The sequence below is a fragment of the Salibaculum sp. genome (genome assembly GCF_035270045.1).
Lineage (GTDB): Bacteria > Pseudomonadota > Alphaproteobacteria > Rhodobacterales > Rhodobacteraceae > Salibaculum.
Genome location: NZ_DATFIP010000002.1, coordinates 95501 through 114965 on the forward strand (window position 1 = coordinate 95501; position 19465 = coordinate 114965).

The following is a 19465-nucleotide window of genomic DNA, read 5'->3' on the forward strand; positions in this document are numbered from 1 at the left end:
TTACCGCTTTATGTTCGTCGTTTCCTGGAGCATTTCATCGACCGTCTGGATGACCTTGGCGTTGGAAGAATAAGCCCGCTGGGTCTGGATCAGTTGGGTCAGTTCCCCGGCCACATCGGTGGCCGATTCCTCGCGCGCGAAGCTGACCACGTCACCCGTGGGTCCATCGCCCGCATCCCACAGGAAGAACGGTCCGCTGTCGGGCGTGACGGTGTAACTCTGGTGGTCCTGGGTCAGCAGACCATTGGGATTGGGGACATCCACCAGCGGGACCTTGTAGATCAGCCGGGACATACCGTTGTCGAAATAGGCATGGACATTGCCGGTCGGATCGACCTCGACCGAGGTCATATTGCCTACCGGCGAGCCGTCCTTGGAAATCGAGACGGGCGCGAATGCATCGGAAAGCTGGGTCAATCCGCCCGGATCGCCCAGCGTACCGATATCGATATCGATGGGCCCGCCATCGACGTTGACCTGGACCGTGCCGGCGGCGGCGTCGTAGGGTCCGCCGCTGACATCGGCAACCGACAAAAGCCGCCCTCCCTGCCCCCGCGTATCATCGAAGGACAAGGTGTATTCGCCGACAACCGCCCCGCCGGAGGCGCTGTCTTCGAGGATCATTGTCCACTGGTTGGAAGCACCGGCACCCGGCACCGTCGGCACGAATGTGATCGAGAGGCTTTCGGACTTGCCCAGGTTGTCGAAATACTCGACCGAAAGCTCCTGCGTGGCACCGGGCGCACCGGCCTCGGTCTCGGTGGCGGGCAGGTTCATCGCCAGGTCTATGGCGGTCGTGGCATTGCCGAAGAACTGGTTCGAATTGATCTGAACAGGTTCCAGGCCACCGGTGGTATCCCGGGGGTAGGTTGGCACTGTGCCGTCGGGATTCGCGGCCCAGCCCATCAGGGTCAACCCGCTGGAGGTGGTCAGGTAGCCGTCGGCATCGGGGCGGAAGGACCCGGTCGAGGCCAGCTTGAACGGCAAGTCCCCGCCGGCGCCTATGGCCGAGGAATCCGACACCGGCAGCATGCCGCGACCGCGCACGGCCAGGTCCGTCGCGTTTTCGGTCGAAACCAGGGGGCCGCGCTCGTCTATCAGGCGCTGGGTGGTGGCCCGAACACCGCCTGCGGAATAGCTTCCAAGGCCGCTGTCGATGACCATGGAATGGAAATCCGTAACGGCGCGCTTGTACCCGTATGTCGAGGAATTCGCGATATTGTCCGAGATGGTCGCCAATTTGCTGGCATTCGCGGCCAACCCGGCGACACCGGCATTGAGCGAGGAGGAGATTGTCATCTTATTGGCCTTTCTGTCACAAAACGCACATGCGGTCTGATCCCTTCCTACCGCCCTGGCGATTAACGGCAGGCTAACGTCTAAAATGCGATGCGGTTCGCCAGGCCCTATCGCCCTCGCAGGAGCGTGATCTCGATCCGGTCATTGCGGATAGCCGAGCCATCGGCCGTTGCCGGTTCGCGGTTGGCATGCCCCGTCAGCCGCGCCATCCGTTCCTCGTCCAGGCCAGCGGAAACGAGGCGCGCACGCACCGCTTCGGCTCGGCCGGCAGAGATGTTCCAGACGGGATTGTCCGCCAGGACCAGCGGCTGGGTCCGGACATGCCCGTCGATGGCGATCGGGTTTCTGACCATTTCGAAAACCGGCGCGAAGCTGGTCAGCAGTTCGATCATCACGCGAGTGGGTTCGCTCGTGTTGCCCCGGAAGATCGGCGCGCCCTCGCGCGCGAAAATCTCGACGATCAGCCCTTCGTCCGTCACCCGGGTCACGACGTGGCGCAACGCTTCCATCTGGAGCAGGCTTTCGCCGCCCACACCCATGAGCTTCCGCTCGACCTCGCGCAGGACCGCGACCTCGGCAGCGGCTTCGGCGGCCAATTGATGTCCCTGAACGCGCAGGCCAGCGGCCTGCCCGGTCCCGTTCCGGGCAAGCGCCTGGTCCGACATGATGCTGTCTCCACCGAACATGTCGGCCCCGCCGCCTGACACGCGGTTGACCGGCACGGTGGGTGAGAAATAGTCCGCGATACCCTTGCGTTGCTGTTCGGTAGTTGCGTTGAGAAGCCACATCAGCAGGAAAAAAGCCATCATGGCCGTCACAAAATCCGCGTAGGCGACCTTCCAGGCACCGCCGTGATGGGCATCGCTCGCGACGACCTTCTTGCGTTTCACAATAATCGGCGCGTTGGACTTGTCGCCCATGACCTCACCCATTTTCTCACCCGCGTTCGGAGTAGCAGGGCAAAGGTGAAAACGGGCCTAACCGTTCAAATACAACCTATTCCGGCACACGCTGGTAAAGCTCGTCGGGCCCGCAGAACTCGGCCAGGCGATAACCGTTGGCCCGCATGATCTCGCTGAGCGCCAAGTCGCCGGTGTTGTTCTCGATCGACCAGAACTCGACACTGTATTTGGCGAAATCGAAGGACTCCAGCACCGGGATCTCGCTTCCTTCAATATCGAGCGAGATCAGATCGGGCGCAGTCACGCCGGTGTCTGCCATGATCCGGGCCAGCGTGCGGGTCTTGACGGAGATTCGGCGTTCCTTGTGGCGCGCGTCCGCACGCACCGTCTGGAGCACCCTTGCGTCATCGGTTTCGGCCAGGCCACTCATCTGTGTGTAGCCCTCAACAACCTCGATGAAATCCGCCTCACCCTCGGACGCGGCCACTGCGACACCATGGCAGGGACAGCGCCGCACCTCCTGCGCTTTCTGCAGTTGCGCAGGCACGGGTTCGACCAGTGCGCCCGTCCAGCCACGAAAAACCTCGAGAAAGAAAGTGTTCGACCCTGTTACGCCGTCATACCCACCAATATCCAGGAATGTGCCGCCACGTTTGCGTTGCATCATCATGTCGATCACCAGGTCCTGACCGGCCTGCGAACTGTAGTGATAGCCTCGGTCCAACATCCGGCGGATCTCGTGCAGGCGGCGGACCATGGGCGCACGGCGACGGGTTTTTTCGGTCTCCAGCAGGCCGGAGAGGCGACGCACCTCGGCGAAAAGGGACCGACGCGCCTCGACAAGGACATCATCGCTCATGTCTGGGCTCCATGATCAGTGTAGGATTTCTCCTCGACCAGGTCGGATCCCAGCAAGGTGTTGATCTGTCTCTTGACTTCGGCCCGGCGATCGTTGGTCAGGTAGACCGCACGGGCCAGTTCTATGAACGCGGGGCCGAAATCCTGGCGGGCCTCACAAGCCCGGATATCGTCCTCGATCTGCCAGAGACGAGCGTTGATGCAGTAAAGCGCCTCGTACAAGGCGGAAAGCGGAACCTCTTGAGGCAGATATGCATCGGCGGTGGCCTGCAGCGCCGCTTGCTCGTGCAGGACGTTGGCCAACTTTTCCTGGTCCGTGATGTTCTCGATTTTGAGGCGTAGGATGGTCAGCTTGTCGATCAGTTCCGCCGGGGCGGTGGGCACCATGATCCTTTCCATCGCCTCAGCCTCCTGTCACCCGCTTACGCAGGGCCTTTTCGACCTTCGCGAATACGCCGTCCCAGTCAAGCGGCCTGTCCTGCCGAAACAGCCGCATGGACGGATACCACGGCGTCGTCTCTCCTGCATGGGTATAGACCCAGAACGGATCCCAGTGAAGGATCACCCAGGTCGGAAGACCCAGAGACCCGGCGATATGCGCCGTGGCCGTATCCGAGGTGATGACCAGGTCCATCTCCTGCATCATCGCGGCGCAATCAGCGAAATCCCGGTCTGTCCCGGCAGCGTCCAGGATGAAGGCGGAACTACCGTCCGAATGCAGGTCCTGCAACCGCGATCCTTTGTAGAGAGAGAAAAGCTGCACGCCGGGTATGTCCGCCATGGGCAGGAAGGCCCGGTGCGAAAACGAGCGAAATACATTACCTTTGTAGGTGGCCGAACCCGACCAGACCACGCCGACCTTGAAGCGGTCGCGATAGGGTGCTGCGATCCTTCCTGCCCTGTCCCTGCTGTCAGACGGCACGGTCAGGCGCGCAGGCGGAGGTGGCGCACCGCGATCGGCGGAGCCGAAAGCCGCCATGGGCATGTCCATCAGTGGCATCCAGTTGTCAAAGCGCGCATCTCCCCGGGTCGCGGTTCCCACCCAGTCGGCCCCATCCAGATCAGCGAGCAGACGGGCGACGGGACTCTCGGCCAGGACATGCATCCTGACCCCCATTTGGGCCAGAACAGGGACGAAACGTGCAAAAAGGATCGCATCTCCGAAGCCTTGTTCAGGCAGGACCAGCAGCCTCTTGCCCGCGATGGGATCACCGTCGCGCCATTTCGGCAGGTCGAGGGTCTTCGGCGTCATTTCCGGGCTGCGCCAGCGGGCCCGATAGCTGCGGAAACCAGGGCCATACTGCCCGGCGCCAAGCTGGGCAAAGGCCAGTTGCAGCTCGATCTCGTGATTCTGGGGATACTGCAGCACCTTCGGCGCCAGATAGTCGATCGCCGCCTGGTAGTCCCCCTTGCCACGCAAGCAGCGCCCGATCATGGCATGATGCATCACCCGCGACGGGTGCTGTTCCAGCACGGCCTGCCGCAGCCGGATCGAAGCGTCGTAGTCCCCAAGGTCCGACAGGATGTTGGCGCGGTTGTTGCAGATTACGGGATCATGGGGCGCCAGTGCGTGGGCGCGATCCTGGGCACGGCGGGCCAGCTGGTGCCTGCCCTGCGTCCGCAGCAGCGCCCCGAGATTGGACCAGATGCCCGCATCGTCCGGGTGCGCCGCCAGATGGGCGACGTAGCGCGCACGCGCCGCCTCAAGCCGGCCCGCGCGGTGCAGGGCCCGGGCGGCGTCGGGGATGTTCCCGTTCTCTCCTGCCACTGGATTAGCGCCCGAGAGCCGTGCGTCGGGTCACGTCCTGCAGCTGCCAGGCGACTGGCCCGTTCATGTCACACATCCCAATCCTGACTACCCCCGCATCAAGCACTGAATCCCAAAGCGCCTGCCAAGTCAAAACGTCTTTGACCGCGCGGATCGCGGTCGCGTGACCGACACTGGCATCCCGCCAAGAATGCCCCATATCCTGTTTGAGAAAGGATCGCGCATGACCGACTATCGCAAGACTCCCGACGCCATCGCCAGGCTTTCGCCAGAGCAGTATCGCGTCACCCAAGAGAACGGCACCGAGCGGCCCTGGACAGGGCCATACCTGGACAACAAGAAACCGGGTATCTATGTCGACGTGGTCTCGGGTGAACCCCTCTTCGCATCCTCGGCAAAGTATGACTCGGGCTGCGGCTGGCCCAGTTTCACCAAGCCCATCGAGCCTGAGCATGTGGCCGAACTGACGGACAACAGCCTTGGCATGGTGCGCACGGAGGTGCGCTCGGCCCATGGCGACAGTCACCTTGGCCATGTCTTTCCCGACGGTCCGTCCAGCCAGGGCGGGCTGCGCTATTGCATCAACGGCGCCGCCCTGCGTTTCATCCATCGTGACGAGATGGAAGCCAAGGGCTATGGTGCCTACCTTGACCAAGTGGAGGATATCTGATGGCTGAAGACCGTGCCGTCCTTGCCGGCGGCTGTTTCTGGGGCATGCAGGACTTGATCCGAAAATTGCCCGGCGTGATTTCGACCCGTGTCGGCTATACTGGCGGCGACGTGCCCAACGCGACCTACCGCGATCATGGCACCCACGCCGAGGGTATCGAGATAATCTATGATCCCGAAACGCTCAGCTACCGGCGGGTTCTTGAATTCTTCTTCCAGATCCACGATCCGACCACCAAGAACCGGCAGGGCAACGATATCGGGACGAGTTACCGCTCGGCCATCTATTACACCGATGCGCGGCAGCGTGAGATCGCGCTGGAGACCGTCAAGGACGTCGAGGCCTCGGGCCTGTGGCCCGGCAATGTCGTGACCGAAGTGGAACCGGCAGGCGATTTCTGGGAGGCCGAAGCGTTCCACCAAGATTACCTCGAGCGGGTGCCCAACGGCTATACCTGCCACTTTCCGCGACCTGACTGGGTGTTGCCCAGGCGAAACGCGGCGGAATAGTCCCTATTCCCCCAAGGTGATGATATGGCCGCCCGCAGCCCGGGCGTCTTCGGCATCATGGGTAACCATGAGCACCGGTAGGTTGCGGTCTCGGGCCATGTTGAAAACCAACGTCCGGATCTGTGTCCGACGGTTCGTGTCCAGCCGGGAAAAGGCTTCGTCCAGCAACAGGGCCCTTGGCTGCGACAGCAGCACACGTAGTAATTGTACCCGCGCCGCCTGTCCCCCCGAAAGCGTTGCCGGGTCTCGGTGCGCGAAACCTTCCAGCCCGATCTCGGAGAGCGCGGCGACGACGGTCGCCCATCTGTCGGCCCGTTTGCCGCCCCGCTCCATGCCAAAGGCGAGATTCTGTCCGACGCTCATGTGTGGAAACAGGATATCGTCCTGATAAAGGATGCCTACATGACGGCGGTGTGGAGGCAGGGAGGTGATGTCTTCCCCATCCAGAAGAACCCGCCCTGTCGCGGTGAAAGCCCTGTTCAAGGTGCCGGTGACAAAGGCCAGAAGCGTGGATTTTCCGACGCCAGAGGGCCCCATGATCGTCATGACAGCGCCCGGGGCGATTGTGCAATCGACCTCGATCACCATCTGCCGACCATCGGTGATGCGGACAGCATCCAGCTTCAATCCCTCAGACATGCAGCCCCCGCCTGTTGCGCCACGCCATAGCCGGCACAAGGATCGCCAAGGCGAAGGGCAGCAGGGCAGCAAGGGTCTGCATCAGGCTGTAGACACCGATTGCCCGCCGGTCCCCGCCCGAGGCGAGGGCCACGGCCTCTGTCGTCAGGGTGGCGACACGCCCCCCGCCGATTAGCAAGGTCGGCAGGTATTGCCCGACCGAGACGGCCATGCCGACCGCAACAGCGGTCAGGATCGGGCGCAACAGCATCGGCAACCGCACTTGCCAGAAGACACGCCAGGGCGCCGCCCCGAGGGTGCCGGCGACGACCGCGTTGCGCGGGTCCCAGGCGCGCCAGGAATCCCCGAGCGACAGGAAGACATAAGGTAGCACGAAGACCAGATGCGCGAGGATGACCGGGCCGCGCCCGACGTCGGCCCCGACCGACAAAAGCAGGTTCTGCAGCCCTGGCAAAAAGGCAGTCTGCGGCACCAGGAGTGGGAGGTAAAGCAGCCATAGCCCCCTCGTGGTCAGGGTGCGGCCGCTGCGATGCTCGGCCTCTAGGCATCCCAGCACCAGCACCAGCGCAAGACCGGTGGCGGCCCCGGCAACAAGGAAAGTCTCGGCGGCCGCCTCCAGCGTGCCAGGCCCATGCCTCTCCCAGTTGCGCAGGGTGAAACCTTCAGGAAACGCGTTCGGAAAGCCCCAGAACCCGGAGATGGACCAGACGAAAAGCCCAAGCAAAGCCAGCAGGGTCGCCATCGCCGAAAGAATGCCCATGCAGATCCCGCCGATCCGCAATACCGGGTCGAGTCCACCACGTTGCCCGGCCTCGATCCAGATCCTGCCCAGCCACGCAAACCCGATCTCTCCCAGCCGCCAGAACCCCAGCGCCCCGATGACCAGTGCAAGCTGCAAGAGTGCCCCAGCCGCCGCGACCAGCCGCATCGACAGATCCGGGTCGCCCATCCATTTGACGATCTGAACAGACAGGCTGGGCGGCCGGGTCGGGCCAAGGATCATGGCCACGTCGACGACACTCATGGAATAGGCCAGCACCACGTAAACCGGCAATCGAATCTGCCGGTAGACAGCCGGAAAGACACACTTGAGCCAGCCGGTCACCCTGTCATACCCGAGTGTGCGCGCTGTTTTCAGTCTCTGCTCCTGCTGAACTTGCCCCAAAGCCGCAAGCGTCATCAGCAGCAGGAACGGCACTTCCTTGGTGACAAGACCCGCGGTCATGGCCAAGCCCGCCGGGTCCTGGATGATCAGAAGGTCAGGCGGCCGGTCCCAACCGGTCAGCCAAGGCGACGCGAGGCGGGCGAGCCAGCCCGATGGGGCGATCAGGAAAGCCACGCCGAAAGCAGCCGCCGCATGTGGTACCGACAGGATCGGCGCAAGCACCCGCTGCAACAGCGCGAAGGTCCGCGTGCCCGACCATCCGGCGGTGACCAGAACAACGATCAGCAACGTCAGCACCGTTGCAAGAACCCCGGTGCTGACGGACAGGCGAAGGGCCCGTTCGAGGCCGGGCCAATCGAACAGAGCCCGGATAGCCTCGAAAGACGGCCCGGTCAGACCAGCCCCCGGAAGGTGCCCAAGGGCCGGGATCAAGGCGCCCCACAGCCCGGCCACTACCGGTCCAATCATCACGACCAGCGTCACAAGGGGCACATGGCGCAGCACGTTAGCGGGCGGTACCGTAACGCGTGGCCCATTCCTCCGCGATGCGCGTCATCCAGCTGGGATGCGGCTCGGCCTGCACGTTGCCCAACTCTTCGGGGGACAGGGTCGCAATACCAAGATCCAGCGCCTCGAAGGCGGCGCGATCGTCCCGGGGGATCTTGTCCATGTCCAGAACCGTACCATAGCCCAGCACCTCGGGGTCTTGGGCGCGCAGCTGCGCCTCGGGCGACATCAAAACGTTTGCCACGACCATGGCTCCCGCAGCGGACCCGGAGTTGTAGGGGATCGCCACGAAGCTGGCATTGCCGATGGTACCATTGTCCAGCACGAAAGTGCGTACGGTATCAGGCAATTGGTTGTTAGCAATGGCTGCCGTCGCCTCGCCTGGGCTGAAGGAGATCGCGAGGTCTATCTCGCCATCAGCGATCAGCTGCAGCTGCGCGGGCCCGCTCTGGGGATAGGCACGCCCCTGCCGCCAAAGGTTCGGCGTCAATTCCTCGAGAAAGGACCAGAGCGGCGCGGTGACCGCGTCATAGTCGACCTCGGTCACGGGCTTTTGCAGGACCTCGATATCATCGGTCAGGTCCACCAGGGCCTGTTTGAGGAAGGTCGTGCCAAGGAAATCCGGCGGCTGCGGATAGGTAAAGCGCCCGGGGTTCGCCTTGGCCCATTCCAGGATCGCGGTCATCGACCCGAACGGTTCCGTAATGTCAGCAGTATCGTACATGAAGACCACCTGCGCCATGGCCCAGGGGCTTTCATAGCCCTCTGTAGGAACCGTGAAGTCGGTACGCACCGTCTTGCCTTCAGTGTCAACATAGCCCCAATTCGGCAATTGCTCGGCGAAGGGTCCGAACAAGAGGTCCGCCTCTTTCATCGCCGCGAAATTGGCGCCGTTGATCCAGATGAGGTCGATCGCGCCGTCACTGTCTTCACCTGCCTGCTTTTCACTGACCACGCGGGTAACGGCGTCGGCCGTGTCGGTCAGCTTCACGTGCTCCAGCGTCACGCCATGCCGTTCGGACACACGCGCTCCCACCCAAGCGATGAAATCGTTTGTCGTGGTGGAACCGCCCCAAGCGTTCCAGTAGACAGTCTGGCCATCGGCCTCTTGAAGCACGGCCTCCCAGTCGGAGGGGTCCGGCGTGGCGGCGGCGGCCATGGGAAAGGCCAGGGCGGCGACAAGTGGCAGGAATCTCATGCGTGGTCCTCATTCGATGAAAAGGCGGTTCGGGCAGCCAGGATACGCAGGGCCGCGGTCACAAAGCAAAGGGCGCCGAAAACCCAGGCAAGCGGGGCGAATGCCCCCGAAAAAAGGCATAGCAGGACAAAGAACAGAATCGTTTCCGTCCCTTCCAGCAAACCGTTGGAGAAGTAGAGCGACTTGACCCCCTGCGCCGCCGTCTCGAAGCCGTGTTTTTCCGCCAGGATCGCGTAGCCCAAGAAACTTGTGCCGTTGACGTAGAAAGCAGCAAGCAAAAAGGCCCCGGCCAAACCATTTTCCGCCGGGTCCAGAAAGACGAAGGCCAGCGGAACAGCGCCGTAGAACAGGAAATCGCATGCGATATCAAGGTAGCCGCCAAAGTCCGTCTTGCGGGTGGCGCGGGCGACGGCCCCGTCCAGACCGTCCGCGATGCGCGAGGTCAGAAGGGGAACAAGCGCCCAGAGCGGTTGGCCCAGCGCGATCAACAGCGCCGCCAGCAGGCCCAGAGCCAGACCAATCAGGGTAACAACATCTGCCCCGACACCTATCTTGGCGATACGCCGGCCCACCGCAGTCAGCGGCGGGTCAATCAGTTTCCGGACGGCGGCGTCAAGCATTGGCACTCCTCGCTGCGGCACTTTTCGCGAAGACGGGCCCCCGTGGCAATCCGGTGGCAATCCGCTTGACGCGAAAGTGAGCGGGCCGTGTCACGCACAATGAAAAACGGCCACGCTACGAGGAGCGTGGCCGCCACGGTCAACTCGGGTCACTGGCCTATTCGGCGGCCATGTCCCCGCCAAGGCTGGCGAGATAGGCATAGATGTTGACGGCATCTTCGGGGTTACGGACGCGCCACGACATGCGGGACCGGGCCCGGTCATCGCCCGTGGCCTCGCGCAGCCAACCGGTAGTGTCCTGCAGGTAGGCAACGAAGTTCTCCTCGTTCCAGACCATGCCTTCCTCGCTCAGCTGCTGGATACCCGGACCATACCGGAAATCCTCGACCGAGGCGATCTGCCCACCCGCAATTCCATAAAGGTTGGGTCCGGTGCGCATGTTCGGGCGACCGGCCAGCACCTCGCCCTCGTCATCGACAACGTTATGGCAAGTCACACACTGACGGTTGAAGGCCTGTTCTCCGGCGGCGGCATCGCCCGAGGCAGCGTGGCTCTCCGCGAAGGCAGGGGCTGCAAGCATGAGGGCTGCGGCCGTAATTGCGAATCTGGTCATGATGTCTCCTAATCTGGTGGCTGATTGTCAGTTCGACTGAATCTGCACTGGACTCTAATCGGAATTGCCCAGCAATCCAGCCCAAACCTGATGGTGTGGGCAAGGTGTCGCGGCTGGGCCTGTTCGACCCAGATACGCGCAAACAGACCTCCCTCATCATGGGCGACAATATCGTCACGCCTCATGCCCGCCGCTTCAGCGAGACACGGTCCGGTATCCGAGACCATAGCAACCAACCAGCGCAATTCATCGTCCAGCACTCGACATTCAGTTTGAATCCGTTTCAACGACTCTCTCAGGACCGGGTTGCGACCCGAGGCACCGGCAGAGCGGTCGCAGTAGACACCTGCGAACGGGTTGTTGATTGATAGCGCCTGTTCGCTGGCCGCGAAGTTGACCACGGACCTCACGGTATCGAAGACCCTAGTCATGCTGCTTCCCGTCAGGCCTCGAGCGATCAGCGCGTCACGAAAGGCGTCGGCTTTTTTTGGTGTATGCGTCAAGGTGTTGGTCGCCACAGGCCTCCACGACGTAGCCGCAGGCCCTCTCAGCGGACCAATGGAAGGTGGCAGGACGACCTTTGCCTTTGTTGAGATCGAGATAGATGCGGACGGCCTCCGACAACCGAACAGATGCAGATGAAATCGAGGGGGAGGGATGACCGGTCACCTCCCCAGCCACAGCCAGCATACGCAAAAGGTGCTTACCTAGAAGCCCTTTATCGCGACACCCCAAGTGGAACCAGTATTCGTCCAGTTGCTCCGCAGCTTTCCTTGCCCTGGTCTCAGCGATCCGGGCCATTCTAGTGCGAAGCGAATATGCGATCCGGGATGATTTGTAGTGGCTCCGAAGGTCCTTCGGGATGCGACGACTGAAGTAGAAAACTCCAAGCTTAAGGAAGGTGAAGTGGCGTGAAATGGTCTCAGACATGGTCTACGGCTCCTAGCAGCTGCGAAAAGCTGTAGGGAAACCAGTGTTTTGCCTGCTTGGGTGGTGCCGCTGAAGGGACTCGAACCCCCGACCCCATCATTACGAATGACGTGCTCTACCAGCTGAGCTACAGCGGCCACGGCGCTCCTTTAGCACCGGGGCGCATCCAAGGAAAAGGGCTATTTTTCCGGCTTGGTCGCCACTTCCGTTGTGTCCTCGATCAACTCCGCGTCCTCGGCAGGTTTGGTTTGCGTCGACGCCGTACTGTCCAGCTGACCGACGATAAGGGGCAACATCTCGGTGCCACCAGGCATCGCGACCTCGCCGACCGGTGGGCGGCGCCAGGTCAGGGTGTCGAAAGCCTTGCAATTCGTGCAGACGGGGACCCAATCGGCGTGGATCGTGTGGCACTTGTCGCAGATCCATTGTGGGCCGCGCGGCGCTGTCAGGGCCTTGGTCAACCAGCCGCGCACCACGGTATCCGGCTTGCCTTCGCCGCGTTCGATCGCCGCCATCAGCGTCAGGCTGCGGGCCGTCGGGTCGGTCTCGATAAGGTCGCCCAGCGCACGGCGGGCCTCGGGGAAGTCCTCGGCCGCGATGTGCAACTCGGCGAGGAGCATTCGGGTTTCGGGGTCCTCGGGCCTAACCTTGAGCACCGGCTTGAACCGCTTGATGCGCGCCTGCGGATCTTCCTCGGGAGCAATCGCGGCAAAGGCGCGGGCCAGGTCCGGGTGAGGGTGGCTACCCCAGGTCTTCTTGATGAGCCTGGACGCCGCCCGCGTGTTGCCTTTGTCGACATGCACTTTGGAGGCCATGACCGCAGCAGGGATCAGTTCGGGCGACAGGCGGTTGGCTTCGAGGATCGTTTCCTGCGCCTTGGCCTCTTCGCCCTTTTCCAGCATCTCGCTGGCTTGCGACAGGGCAAGTACGGCATCGCGTCGCGTGTGAACGTCGCGCGGCAAAGTCCCTGTCTTGAGCTTGATGCCCAGGGTCTCCCGAGCACCATTCCAGTCCGCCGTCTCGGCCTGCAGGCGCAACAACGTGTCCTGGGTCTCTTCGTGGCGCGGCTTGAGGGCAAAGGCCTTCTCGGCCAGCTTCATCGCCGTGTCGGTATCCCCATCCGAGAGTTTCTGCTTCATGATCCCGCGCACGCCGACGAAACGGGTTCGCTCGTCCTCAAGCAGCTTGCGATAGGTGCGTTCGGCCATCTTTCGGTCGCCGGCCATCTCGGCCGCTTGTGCAGCCAGAAGGTTCGTCAGGTGGGGCTTGCCGAGATATTTCTCTGCCCGCGATGCCTTGGTCATGGCCAACTGCCCCTCGCCAGAGGCGAGCGCCATCATCCCCTCGGACAGGGCATCAAACCCCTTGCGTTCGCGATTCCGCGAGAAGTAGCGCGAGATCGCGGTCTCGTCCCCGTTGAGAAACTTGAAAGAGGCCACCAGAAGCCCCGCCAGCTTGAAGCCCAACCAGACAAGCGCGATAAGCAGCCCCAGGACGACGACAAGTTCCAGTACACTCATCGTCATGCTGAAGCCGGCCACGTCGATCACGACCTCCCCTGGCACCTCCATCAGCAGCACGCCGCCATAGGTCAGAGCCGTCACGAGGACCACGAAGGCCAAAATCTTCACCAGGGACCAGATCATCGGGGCAGCCTCAGTTTGTGTTCAGTGATTGGGACAGATCGGAAATCGCGGCCAAGGCATCGGCTCGGGCCTGCGCCTTGCCGGTCCAGCCAGTCATTTCGGCGCGCGCAACTTCGGGGAGGGTGGCGATTTCGGCCAGCGCATCGGAAAGACGGTCCTCTTCGACCGCGGCCTCGGCCCGTGACAGTATGGCATCGGGATCGCTTCCCTTGCGCGGTTGGGTCGAGCGGACGTCGAACTGCTGACGCAGGAAAGTGCCCAACCCGCCGGTTTCCCCGGCCAGACCTTCTTCCCGGGCAGCGGCGAGTGCCGCACGCGCGGCCGGGTCGAATTCCTCTTCCAGGGTCGCTTGGTCCGCGACACCGGCCTCGGCCACGGCCACAAGCGGCTGAGGCAACTCGCTGGCCACCTCTTGCAAATCGCCCAGAAGATCATCGAAGGGGTCCCCGTCCGCCACGGCCACGCGCAACCGGTTCAACGCGGCCCGGCCGGCGGCGGCACGCGCCTCCTGCAAGGCCTGCTGCTCAAGCTGTTCAGCCTCGGCACGGGCCGCGCTCAGGTCCTCGGCCGCCTTTTGTGCAATGGCGGCGACTTCTTCACGCTGCGTTGCAAGGTCAGCGCGCAAGTCATCCAGCTCGCGCTCATAGGCGGCCATGGCGGTATCACTCAGCGTGCCATCGCCTTCCGGGCGCTTCTCGACATCGGTCAGGCGTGCATCAAGACCATCAATACGGTCAGTCAGGTCGGCCTCCAGCGTGCCGATTTGCTGGGTCAAGTCCTGTTGCAGCCCGTCGATACGGTCTTTCAGCGGTGTCAGGTCCGGGGCGGGCGGGATCGCATCGACCTCGGCGCCAAGGGCGTCGATACGTTCGGATTGGGCGTCGATCAGAGCGGCAAAGTCGGCGCCGCTGTCTTGTCGGCGGTCAAGGTAGGTCTCGGCCCCGTAGCCGATGCCCCCCGCTGCCAGACCGCTGATCAGCAGCAGGGGCACTAGACCGCCTTGCCGCTTGCCGGGATGCTCGTGTGTAGCTTCGGGAGGCGGGTCGTGGCGCCTGGCATCCGCAGGATCACTGTCCAGCGGACTTTCCGCAGGGTCGGACTCCGGGGATGATGAAACCGGATCGGTATCCGGCGCGTCGATGGGAGTGGCTGCCTCTGGCGACCCAGCAGCGGCGGCAACGTCCGAAGAATCGCTTTCCAAGGGCGGCTCCGACACGACTTCGGCATCCTCGATCGCCTCGAAACCCTTATCCTCATCCTTTCCGGACACCGTCGATTCAGTGTCTGAGCCATTCTGCTGCGCATTGCGTTGCGCATCAGTCTCCGGCGATTCGGGTGTCTCCGATTGCGCTTCTTCCGGTTTCTTCTTGGACGATTTCGCCACCTTAGCCACCCAAATCCTTGTTCCAATCGGCCATGGAGCCGACGGTCAGCCTATCCTGCGCCTTGGCGGGTCTCAAGCATCCAGCGCTGCGACACGTCCGACCATCCCGGCCAGGTCCGGCGTGGCGGCAATCTCGGCCCGTTCCGCGTTCAGCGGCCGCGCCGCCTCGGCGACGGCCCAGCTCATTGCAAGCACCACAAGCGGGGCCGAAAACGGTCCATGTCGACAAAGTAATCGCGCTGTTTCAGGTGAGAACAGGGGAAGCACCACCGTGACGTTCCCCATCAGAGCCCTATGGGCTTGCATTGTCAGTTTCCGAGGCACCTTTGCGTAAACGACATGCTCTTCACACATCACACCGGCCGCCGAAAGCCGCGCAGCAATGCTGCCGCGGCTGTCCTCTCCACGCAGATGAACCAGCGGACCGACGGGCCTTTGGGCCAATATCAGCGCCACAAGGGCCTCGGCATCGCCGCGGGCATTTCTTGTCTCGAATCTCGCCGCTCGCGCAGCCTGCGCCGTGCGGTCACCCACGCACCAGGCTGTGCGGCCGCCGCCTGACCCGGCATAGGGCACCGCGGCGGCAGAAGTCAGTATGACATCGGCGTCCGGGTCAACGGGCGCATGGTCCACCGGCGCGTAGTCGAAAAGCGGGCTGACCAGAACCCGGAACCGCGAGGCAAGCTCATCGGGCAGGGATCCCAGGAAATCCCGCGCGGCCACCTCAGGCCGGGTCAGCAAGAGTATCGGTACATCCCGTGCCATGCGCCCCCCGGCCATTGTCGGATCATGTCCCGAGTGTTACCTCCGTTGTCATCCAGCGCAACCGGGCGAGCCATGAATACCCCCCTGACCATCCTGGGAATCGAAAGCAGCTGCGACGATACCGCAGCCGCCCTCGTGCGGGGATGGCCCGGGCAAGCAGACGTGCTGTCCTCCGTCGTCTCCGGCCAGGTGGATCTGCACGCGGGTTTCGGCGGAATCGTGCCCGAAATCGCCGCACGTGCCCATGCCGAGAAACTGGATATCATGGTGGAACAGTCCCTATCGAAGGCCGAACTGACCTTCGACGACCTGGACGCCATCGCCGTCACCGCCGGACCGGGGCTGATCGGAGGAGTGCTGTCCGGCGTCATGTGCGCGAAGGGGCTGGCAGCCGCGAGGGGGCTTCCACTGCTGGGTGTCAATCACCTGGCCGGACACGCGCTGACGCCTCAGCTCACCGGGGGGCTGCCCTTTCCCTACCTTATGTTGCTGGTCTCGGGTGGGCATTGTCAGTTCCTGCTGGTGCGCGATCACGAGGACTATACACGCCTCGGGGGCACGATCGACGACGCCCCGGGCGAGGCTTTCGACAAGGCCGCGCGCCTTCTGGGCCTGTGTCAGCCGGGCGGGCCCGCGATCGAGGCCGCCGCGCAGGGCGGAAACCCGGCGCGGATCGGGCTGCCCCGACCGCTTCTGGACCGGGACGATTGCAACATGTCCTTTTCCGGGCTGAAGACCGCGATACTTCGCGCCCGCGATGATCTGGCGCAGGAAAAAGGTGGATTGACGAAGCAGGACCAGGCCGATCTGGCCGCCAGCTTCCAGGCTGCTGTCGCAGATGTCCTCGTCGAGAAATCCCGACGCGCGGTCGTGACCGCCCGGCGCCTGGTCCCGTCGCTATCGCGGTTCTCTGTGGCCGGGGGCGTTGCCGCCAATCGGCGGATCCGGACCGGTCTAGAGACGGTTTGCATGGATCTGGGCCTAGGTTTCACTGCCCCGCCCCTGGCGCTCTGCACGGACAATGCCGCCATGATCGCCTATGCGGGACTGTTGCGCCACGCTGCTGGCGAAGTCGATGACATGACCCTGGCCGCACGTCCGCGCTGGCCGCTGGACACGCGCAGCCCCGGCCTGCTGGGGAGCGGCAAGAAGGGGATCAAGGCATGAAGATCGCCGTCGCCGGGGCCGGGGCCTTCGGAACCGCGCTCGCGGTGGCCCTTTCCTCACATGGTCCAGTGACGCTCTGGGCGCGGGATCCCGACCAGGCCGCGGACATGGCGCACCGGCGCGAAAACACCCATCGCCTGCCCGGCGTGGCCCTGCCGACGGATCTGACCGTTACCTCGGATCCAGCCGCGCTCGCCGAGGCTGAAACCATACTCCTCGCCGTTCCCGCGCAACGGCTTGGCGGCTGGTTGGCCGACCACAGGTCCGGGCTCACCGGCAAGCGGCTCGTGTCCTGCTGCAAGGGTATCGACCTGGAGACACTAAAGGGTCCTGCCGCCCAGATCACCGAGAGCATCCCCGATGCCACCCCGGCGGTGCTGACAGGGCCCAGCTTCGCTGCCGACATTGCCCAGCGATTGCCCACGGCACTTACACTGGCCTGCGCCGAGCCTGAAACAGGCAAGGCGCTTCAAACCATGCTCTCGACCCCGGTCCTGCGGCTCTATCGAACGACGGACGTGGTGGGCGCCGAGCTTGGCGGGGCGCTGAAGAATGTCATCGCGATTGCCTGCGGTGTCTGCATCGGGGCAGGCTACGGCGAAAGCGCCCGCGCGGCATTGATGACCCGTGGCTTTGCCGAAATGCAGCGCCTTGGCGCGGCGCTGGGCGCACGACCGGACACGCTGGCCGGCCTCTCCGGCTTCGGCGACCTTGCGCTGACCTGCACCTCCGAAAAATCCCGGAATTTCCGCTACGGTCTCGCCATCGGCACCGGCAACAGTTTCGATCCCAACGCGACGGTCGAGGGCGCTGCGACCGCCAGCGCGCTGATCCGACTGGCGAGGCAACTGGCGCTCGACCTGCCAATTTCCAGCGTGGTTCACCGGCTGACAATGGGCCATATGGACCCTGATGCGGCCCTCGGGGCACTTTTATCCCGTCCACTGAAGGAGGAATGACATGCGATATGCCCTGATCTGCCACGACAAGCCCGACCACCAAGAGGTTCGCAAGGCCAACCGCGAGGCCCATCTCGCTTATGTCGAGGACACGGGGGTGGTCGAAATGGCCGGGCCCCTGTTGTCGGAGAGCAAAGAAATGTGCGGCAGCCTCGTGATCCTGTCGGTCGGGACCCCGGCCGAGGCGCGCGCCTGGGCCGAAGCCGACCCTTATGCCCGGGCCGGGCTGTTCGAAGATGTTACAGTCATGCCCTGGAAGAAGGTGATCGGCTGATGCGCTTCTGGCTGTTCAAATCGGAACCAAACACCTGGGGCTGGGCCGACCAAGTCGCCAAGGGTGACACGGGTGAGGAATGGGACGGCGTGCGCAACTATCAGGCACGCAACTTCATGCGCCAGATGTCCGTCGGGGACCGCGGCTTCTTCTATCATTCGGTCAACGAAAAACGCATCGTGGGCATCGTCGAGGTCATCGCCGAGTCGCACCCCGACAGCACCACCGACGACCCCCGATGGGACTGCGTCGACATCAAGGCGGTGAGGCCCTTCGCAAGGCCGGTCAAACTGGACCACATCAAGGCCGATCCCCGCCTGTCCGAAATGGTGCTGCTGAAAAACTCCCGCCTGTCGGTGCAGCCCGTCACCGAGAAAGAGTGGCGCATGATCTGCGCATTTGGCGAGACAGATCCCGATTGATCGGGGGGCTTTCGTCAAGCTCTCTCTAATGGGCTTTGGGGCCAGAATTAACGCATGGGTTTGGCGACCGGCACAGACCAGCTTCGGACTTGGCGTGCATCATGCCACTTGGCACCGTACACCGGCTTCTGGCTCCAACTTTGCGCCCCACGCAAGGGAAAAGGGCCCGGGCACAGCCCAGACCCTTTCCGTCACCCGCGTGCTCCCAAAGCCACCACACGCGTATTCGAAATTGGTCCAGGCCATCCTGGCCTTGCGTCTGTTCTAACCGAGGCCGGCCGGACAAGGCAAAGGCAAAGCCTCGCGCATTCTTATCAAATGCAAAACGCTCGCCGGAACTGGCGGGCCGGCCCGCCACTGTCGCGCGCGGGCCTCAGGCGTAGACCCCCTCCTTGCCGAATTGTTTGACCAGCATGTAGTAGACTACGGCGCGATACTTGTTGCGCTCGGACCGGCCATAGGTTTCGAGTACGGAATTGATCGCCTCCATCAGCTGCGGGCCATCGGAAAGTCCTAGCTTCCTGACCAGGAAATTGTCTTTCACGGTTTCCAGCTCGCTCTGCTGAGTCGCAGCCACCGTCGAGGAATCGGCGTTGTAGATCGACGGCCCACAGCCGATGGTTACCTTTGTCAAAAGGTCCATGTCCGGGGTCATCCCGCACTTGTTGCGCAGGTCATCCGCATATTGTGCGATCAGGTCGTCACGCTTTCCCATTTATCTCTCCCGAATTTCTGATCGTGTCGCCGGTCACTTGTTTCATCCAAGCCCCAAAATGGTGCTGATAAAACGATAGCCGCAGTTCGCATGCGCACAAAGGGGAAAAACCACGGCCATGCGCGCATCCGCGCGCCGTCATGACCGGGGAAATCGCATCTGAGGATGCGCACGGACCCTGAAACAGGCCATCCAATGACCCCACGATGGGTCCACGGGAAAGGCCCTGGTCGGAATCGAACTGCGGCGGGACCGCAGCATCGAAAGACGCCTGAGAAAACACGCGGGTGCACGGCCCGCCTGCCGTCGCCCTGCTGCTCCCTTCAATATCTGTAGTGTTCTGGTTTGAAGGGGCCTTCGGGTTTGACGCCGATGTAGGCGGCCTGGTCGGGGTCGAGCTTGGAGAGCTTGACGCCGATGCGGTCCAGGTGCAGGCGGGCAACCTTCTCGTCGAG

Annotated in this window: 22 protein-coding genes and 1 tRNA gene; 6 read left to right on the plus strand and 17 right to left on the minus strand. The window is 63.1% G+C overall.

Translation table 11 applies throughout. The features are described 5' to 3' along the window. From VJ897_RS00525 to VJ897_RS00545, 5 genes are all read right to left on the minus strand, one after another. On the minus strand, positions 1-1299 hold the full coding sequence (locus VJ897_RS00525) for a flagellar hook protein FlgE (RefSeq protein ID WP_324052225.1): 1299 nt from the start codon (positions 1297-1299) through the stop codon (positions 1-3). Between the two features lie 107 nt (positions 1300-1406). Continuing rightward, positions 1407-2231: a flagellar motor protein MotB gene (locus VJ897_RS00530; RefSeq protein ID WP_324052227.1), complete on the minus strand. Its 825-nt coding sequence runs from the start codon at positions 2229-2231 to the stop codon at positions 1407-1409. Positions 2232-2295: 64 nt separating this feature from the next. After that, positions 2296-3060, minus strand: coding sequence for an FkbM family methyltransferase (locus VJ897_RS00535; RefSeq protein WP_324052228.1), 765 nt, complete (start codon positions 3058-3060; stop codon positions 2296-2298). Next, a complete protein-coding gene (locus VJ897_RS00540) occupies positions 3057-3458 on the minus strand; it encodes a DUF6165 family protein (protein WP_324052230.1) in 402 nt (133 codons plus the stop codon). The genes VJ897_RS00535 and VJ897_RS00540 overlap by 4 nt, the downstream gene beginning before the upstream one ends. A 4-nt stretch (positions 3459-3462) precedes the next feature. Continuing rightward, a complete protein-coding gene (locus VJ897_RS00545; protein WP_324052232.1) occupies positions 3463-4827 on the minus strand; it encodes a tetratricopeptide repeat protein in 1365 nt (454 codons plus the stop codon). 223 nt (positions 4828-5050) lie between these two features. Here VJ897_RS00545 and msrB point away from each other — a divergent pair, with 223 nt between their 5' ends. Together msrB and msrA are read left to right on the plus strand one after the other, a co-directional pair. After that, complete coding sequence (gene msrB / locus VJ897_RS00550) at positions 5051-5497, plus strand: peptide-methionine (R)-S-oxide reductase MsrB (protein WP_324052234.1); 447 nt, start codon at positions 5051-5053, stop codon at positions 5495-5497. After that, complete coding sequence (gene msrA / locus VJ897_RS00555) at positions 5497-6006, plus strand: peptide-methionine (S)-S-oxide reductase MsrA (RefSeq protein WP_324052236.1); 510 nt, start codon at positions 5497-5499, stop codon at positions 6004-6006. Before msrB ends, msrA begins: the two co-directional genes overlap by 1 nt. A gap of 3 nt (positions 6007-6009) precedes the next feature. Here msrA and VJ897_RS00560 read toward each other — a convergent pair whose 3' ends face one another. The 10 genes from VJ897_RS00560 to VJ897_RS00605 all read right to left on the minus strand — a co-directional run bounded on the left by VJ897_RS00560 (position 6010) and on the right by VJ897_RS00605 (position 15473). After that, entirely contained in the window at positions 6010-6645 is a 636-nt protein-coding gene (locus tag VJ897_RS00560; protein ID WP_324052238.1) for an ABC transporter ATP-binding protein, read from the minus strand. After that, on the minus strand, positions 6638-8278 hold the full coding sequence (locus VJ897_RS00565; RefSeq protein WP_324052240.1) for an ABC transporter permease: 1641 nt from the start codon (positions 8276-8278) through the stop codon (positions 6638-6640). The genes VJ897_RS00560 and VJ897_RS00565 overlap by 8 nt, the downstream gene beginning before the upstream one ends. A gap of 37 nt (positions 8279-8315) precedes the next feature. After that, complete coding sequence (locus VJ897_RS00570; RefSeq protein ID WP_324052242.1) at positions 8316-9515, minus strand: ABC transporter substrate-binding protein; 1200 nt, start codon at positions 9513-9515, stop codon at positions 8316-8318. Beyond that, a complete protein-coding gene (locus tag VJ897_RS00575; RefSeq protein WP_324052244.1) occupies positions 9512-10135 on the minus strand; it encodes a CDP-alcohol phosphatidyltransferase family protein in 624 nt (207 codons plus the stop codon). Before VJ897_RS00575 ends, VJ897_RS00570 begins: the two co-directional genes overlap by 4 nt. Positions 10136-10292: 157 nt before the next feature. Beyond that, positions 10293-10748, minus strand: coding sequence for a c-type cytochrome (locus tag VJ897_RS00580; RefSeq protein WP_324052246.1), 456 nt, complete (start codon positions 10746-10748; stop codon positions 10293-10295). Between the two features lie 465 nt (positions 10749-11213). Further along, on the minus strand, positions 11214-11678 hold the full coding sequence (locus VJ897_RS00585) for a DUF6538 domain-containing protein (protein ID WP_324052248.1): 465 nt from the start codon (positions 11676-11678) through the stop codon (positions 11214-11216). Positions 11679-11739: 61 nt separating this feature from the next. Beyond that, positions 11740-11815: transfer RNA gene (locus VJ897_RS00590), tRNA-Thr, on the minus strand. Between the two features lie 42 nt (positions 11816-11857). After that, the gene (locus VJ897_RS00595) at positions 11858-13324 is read right to left on the minus strand and encodes a heme biosynthesis protein HemY (protein WP_324052250.1); all 1467 of its coding nucleotides are present in this window, start codon (positions 13322-13324) and stop codon (positions 11858-11860) included. Positions 13325-13334: 10 nt separating this feature from the next. Next, positions 13335-14594, minus strand: a complete 1260-nt coding sequence (locus VJ897_RS00600) for a COG4223 family protein (protein ID WP_324052252.1) — start codon at positions 14592-14594, stop codon at positions 13335-13337. A gap of 186 nt (positions 14595-14780) precedes the next feature. Continuing rightward, the gene (locus VJ897_RS00605) at positions 14781-15473 is read right to left on the minus strand and encodes a uroporphyrinogen-III synthase (RefSeq protein WP_324052253.1); all 693 of its coding nucleotides are present in this window, start codon (positions 15471-15473) and stop codon (positions 14781-14783) included. Between the two features lie 72 nt (positions 15474-15545). Between VJ897_RS00605 and tsaD the strand changes: the two genes are divergently transcribed. The 4 genes from tsaD to VJ897_RS00625 are packed head-to-tail and all read left to right on the plus strand — an operon-like array spanning position 15546 to position 18295. Beyond that, complete coding sequence (tsaD, locus tag VJ897_RS00610; RefSeq protein ID WP_324052255.1) at positions 15546-16640, plus strand: tRNA (adenosine(37)-N6)-threonylcarbamoyltransferase complex transferase subunit TsaD; 1095 nt, start codon at positions 15546-15548, stop codon at positions 16638-16640. Further along, entirely contained in the window at positions 16637-17599 is a 963-nt protein-coding gene (locus VJ897_RS00615; protein WP_324052257.1) for an NAD(P)H-dependent glycerol-3-phosphate dehydrogenase, read from the plus strand. Before tsaD ends, VJ897_RS00615 begins: the two co-directional genes overlap by 4 nt. A 1-nt stretch (position 17600) precedes the next feature. Further along, entirely contained in the window at positions 17601-17873 is a 273-nt protein-coding gene (locus VJ897_RS00620; protein WP_324052259.1) for a YciI family protein, read from the plus strand. Further along, positions 17873-18295, plus strand: a complete 423-nt coding sequence (locus tag VJ897_RS00625; RefSeq protein WP_324052261.1) for an EVE domain-containing protein — start codon at positions 17873-17875, stop codon at positions 18293-18295. Before VJ897_RS00620 ends, VJ897_RS00625 begins: the two co-directional genes overlap by 1 nt. Before the next feature lie 373 nt (positions 18296-18668). Here the strand turns inward: VJ897_RS00625 and VJ897_RS00630 are convergent, their stop codons facing one another. Both VJ897_RS00630 and VJ897_RS00635 read right to left on the minus strand, forming a co-directional pair. Further along, positions 18669-19010: a DUF2853 family protein gene (locus tag VJ897_RS00630; protein ID WP_324052263.1), complete on the minus strand. Its 342-nt coding sequence runs from the start codon at positions 19008-19010 to the stop codon at positions 18669-18671. Between the two features lie 323 nt (positions 19011-19333). Then, on the minus strand, positions 19334-19465 hold a 132-nt coding region (locus VJ897_RS00635; protein WP_324052274.1), incomplete at its 5' end, for an adenosylhomocysteinase.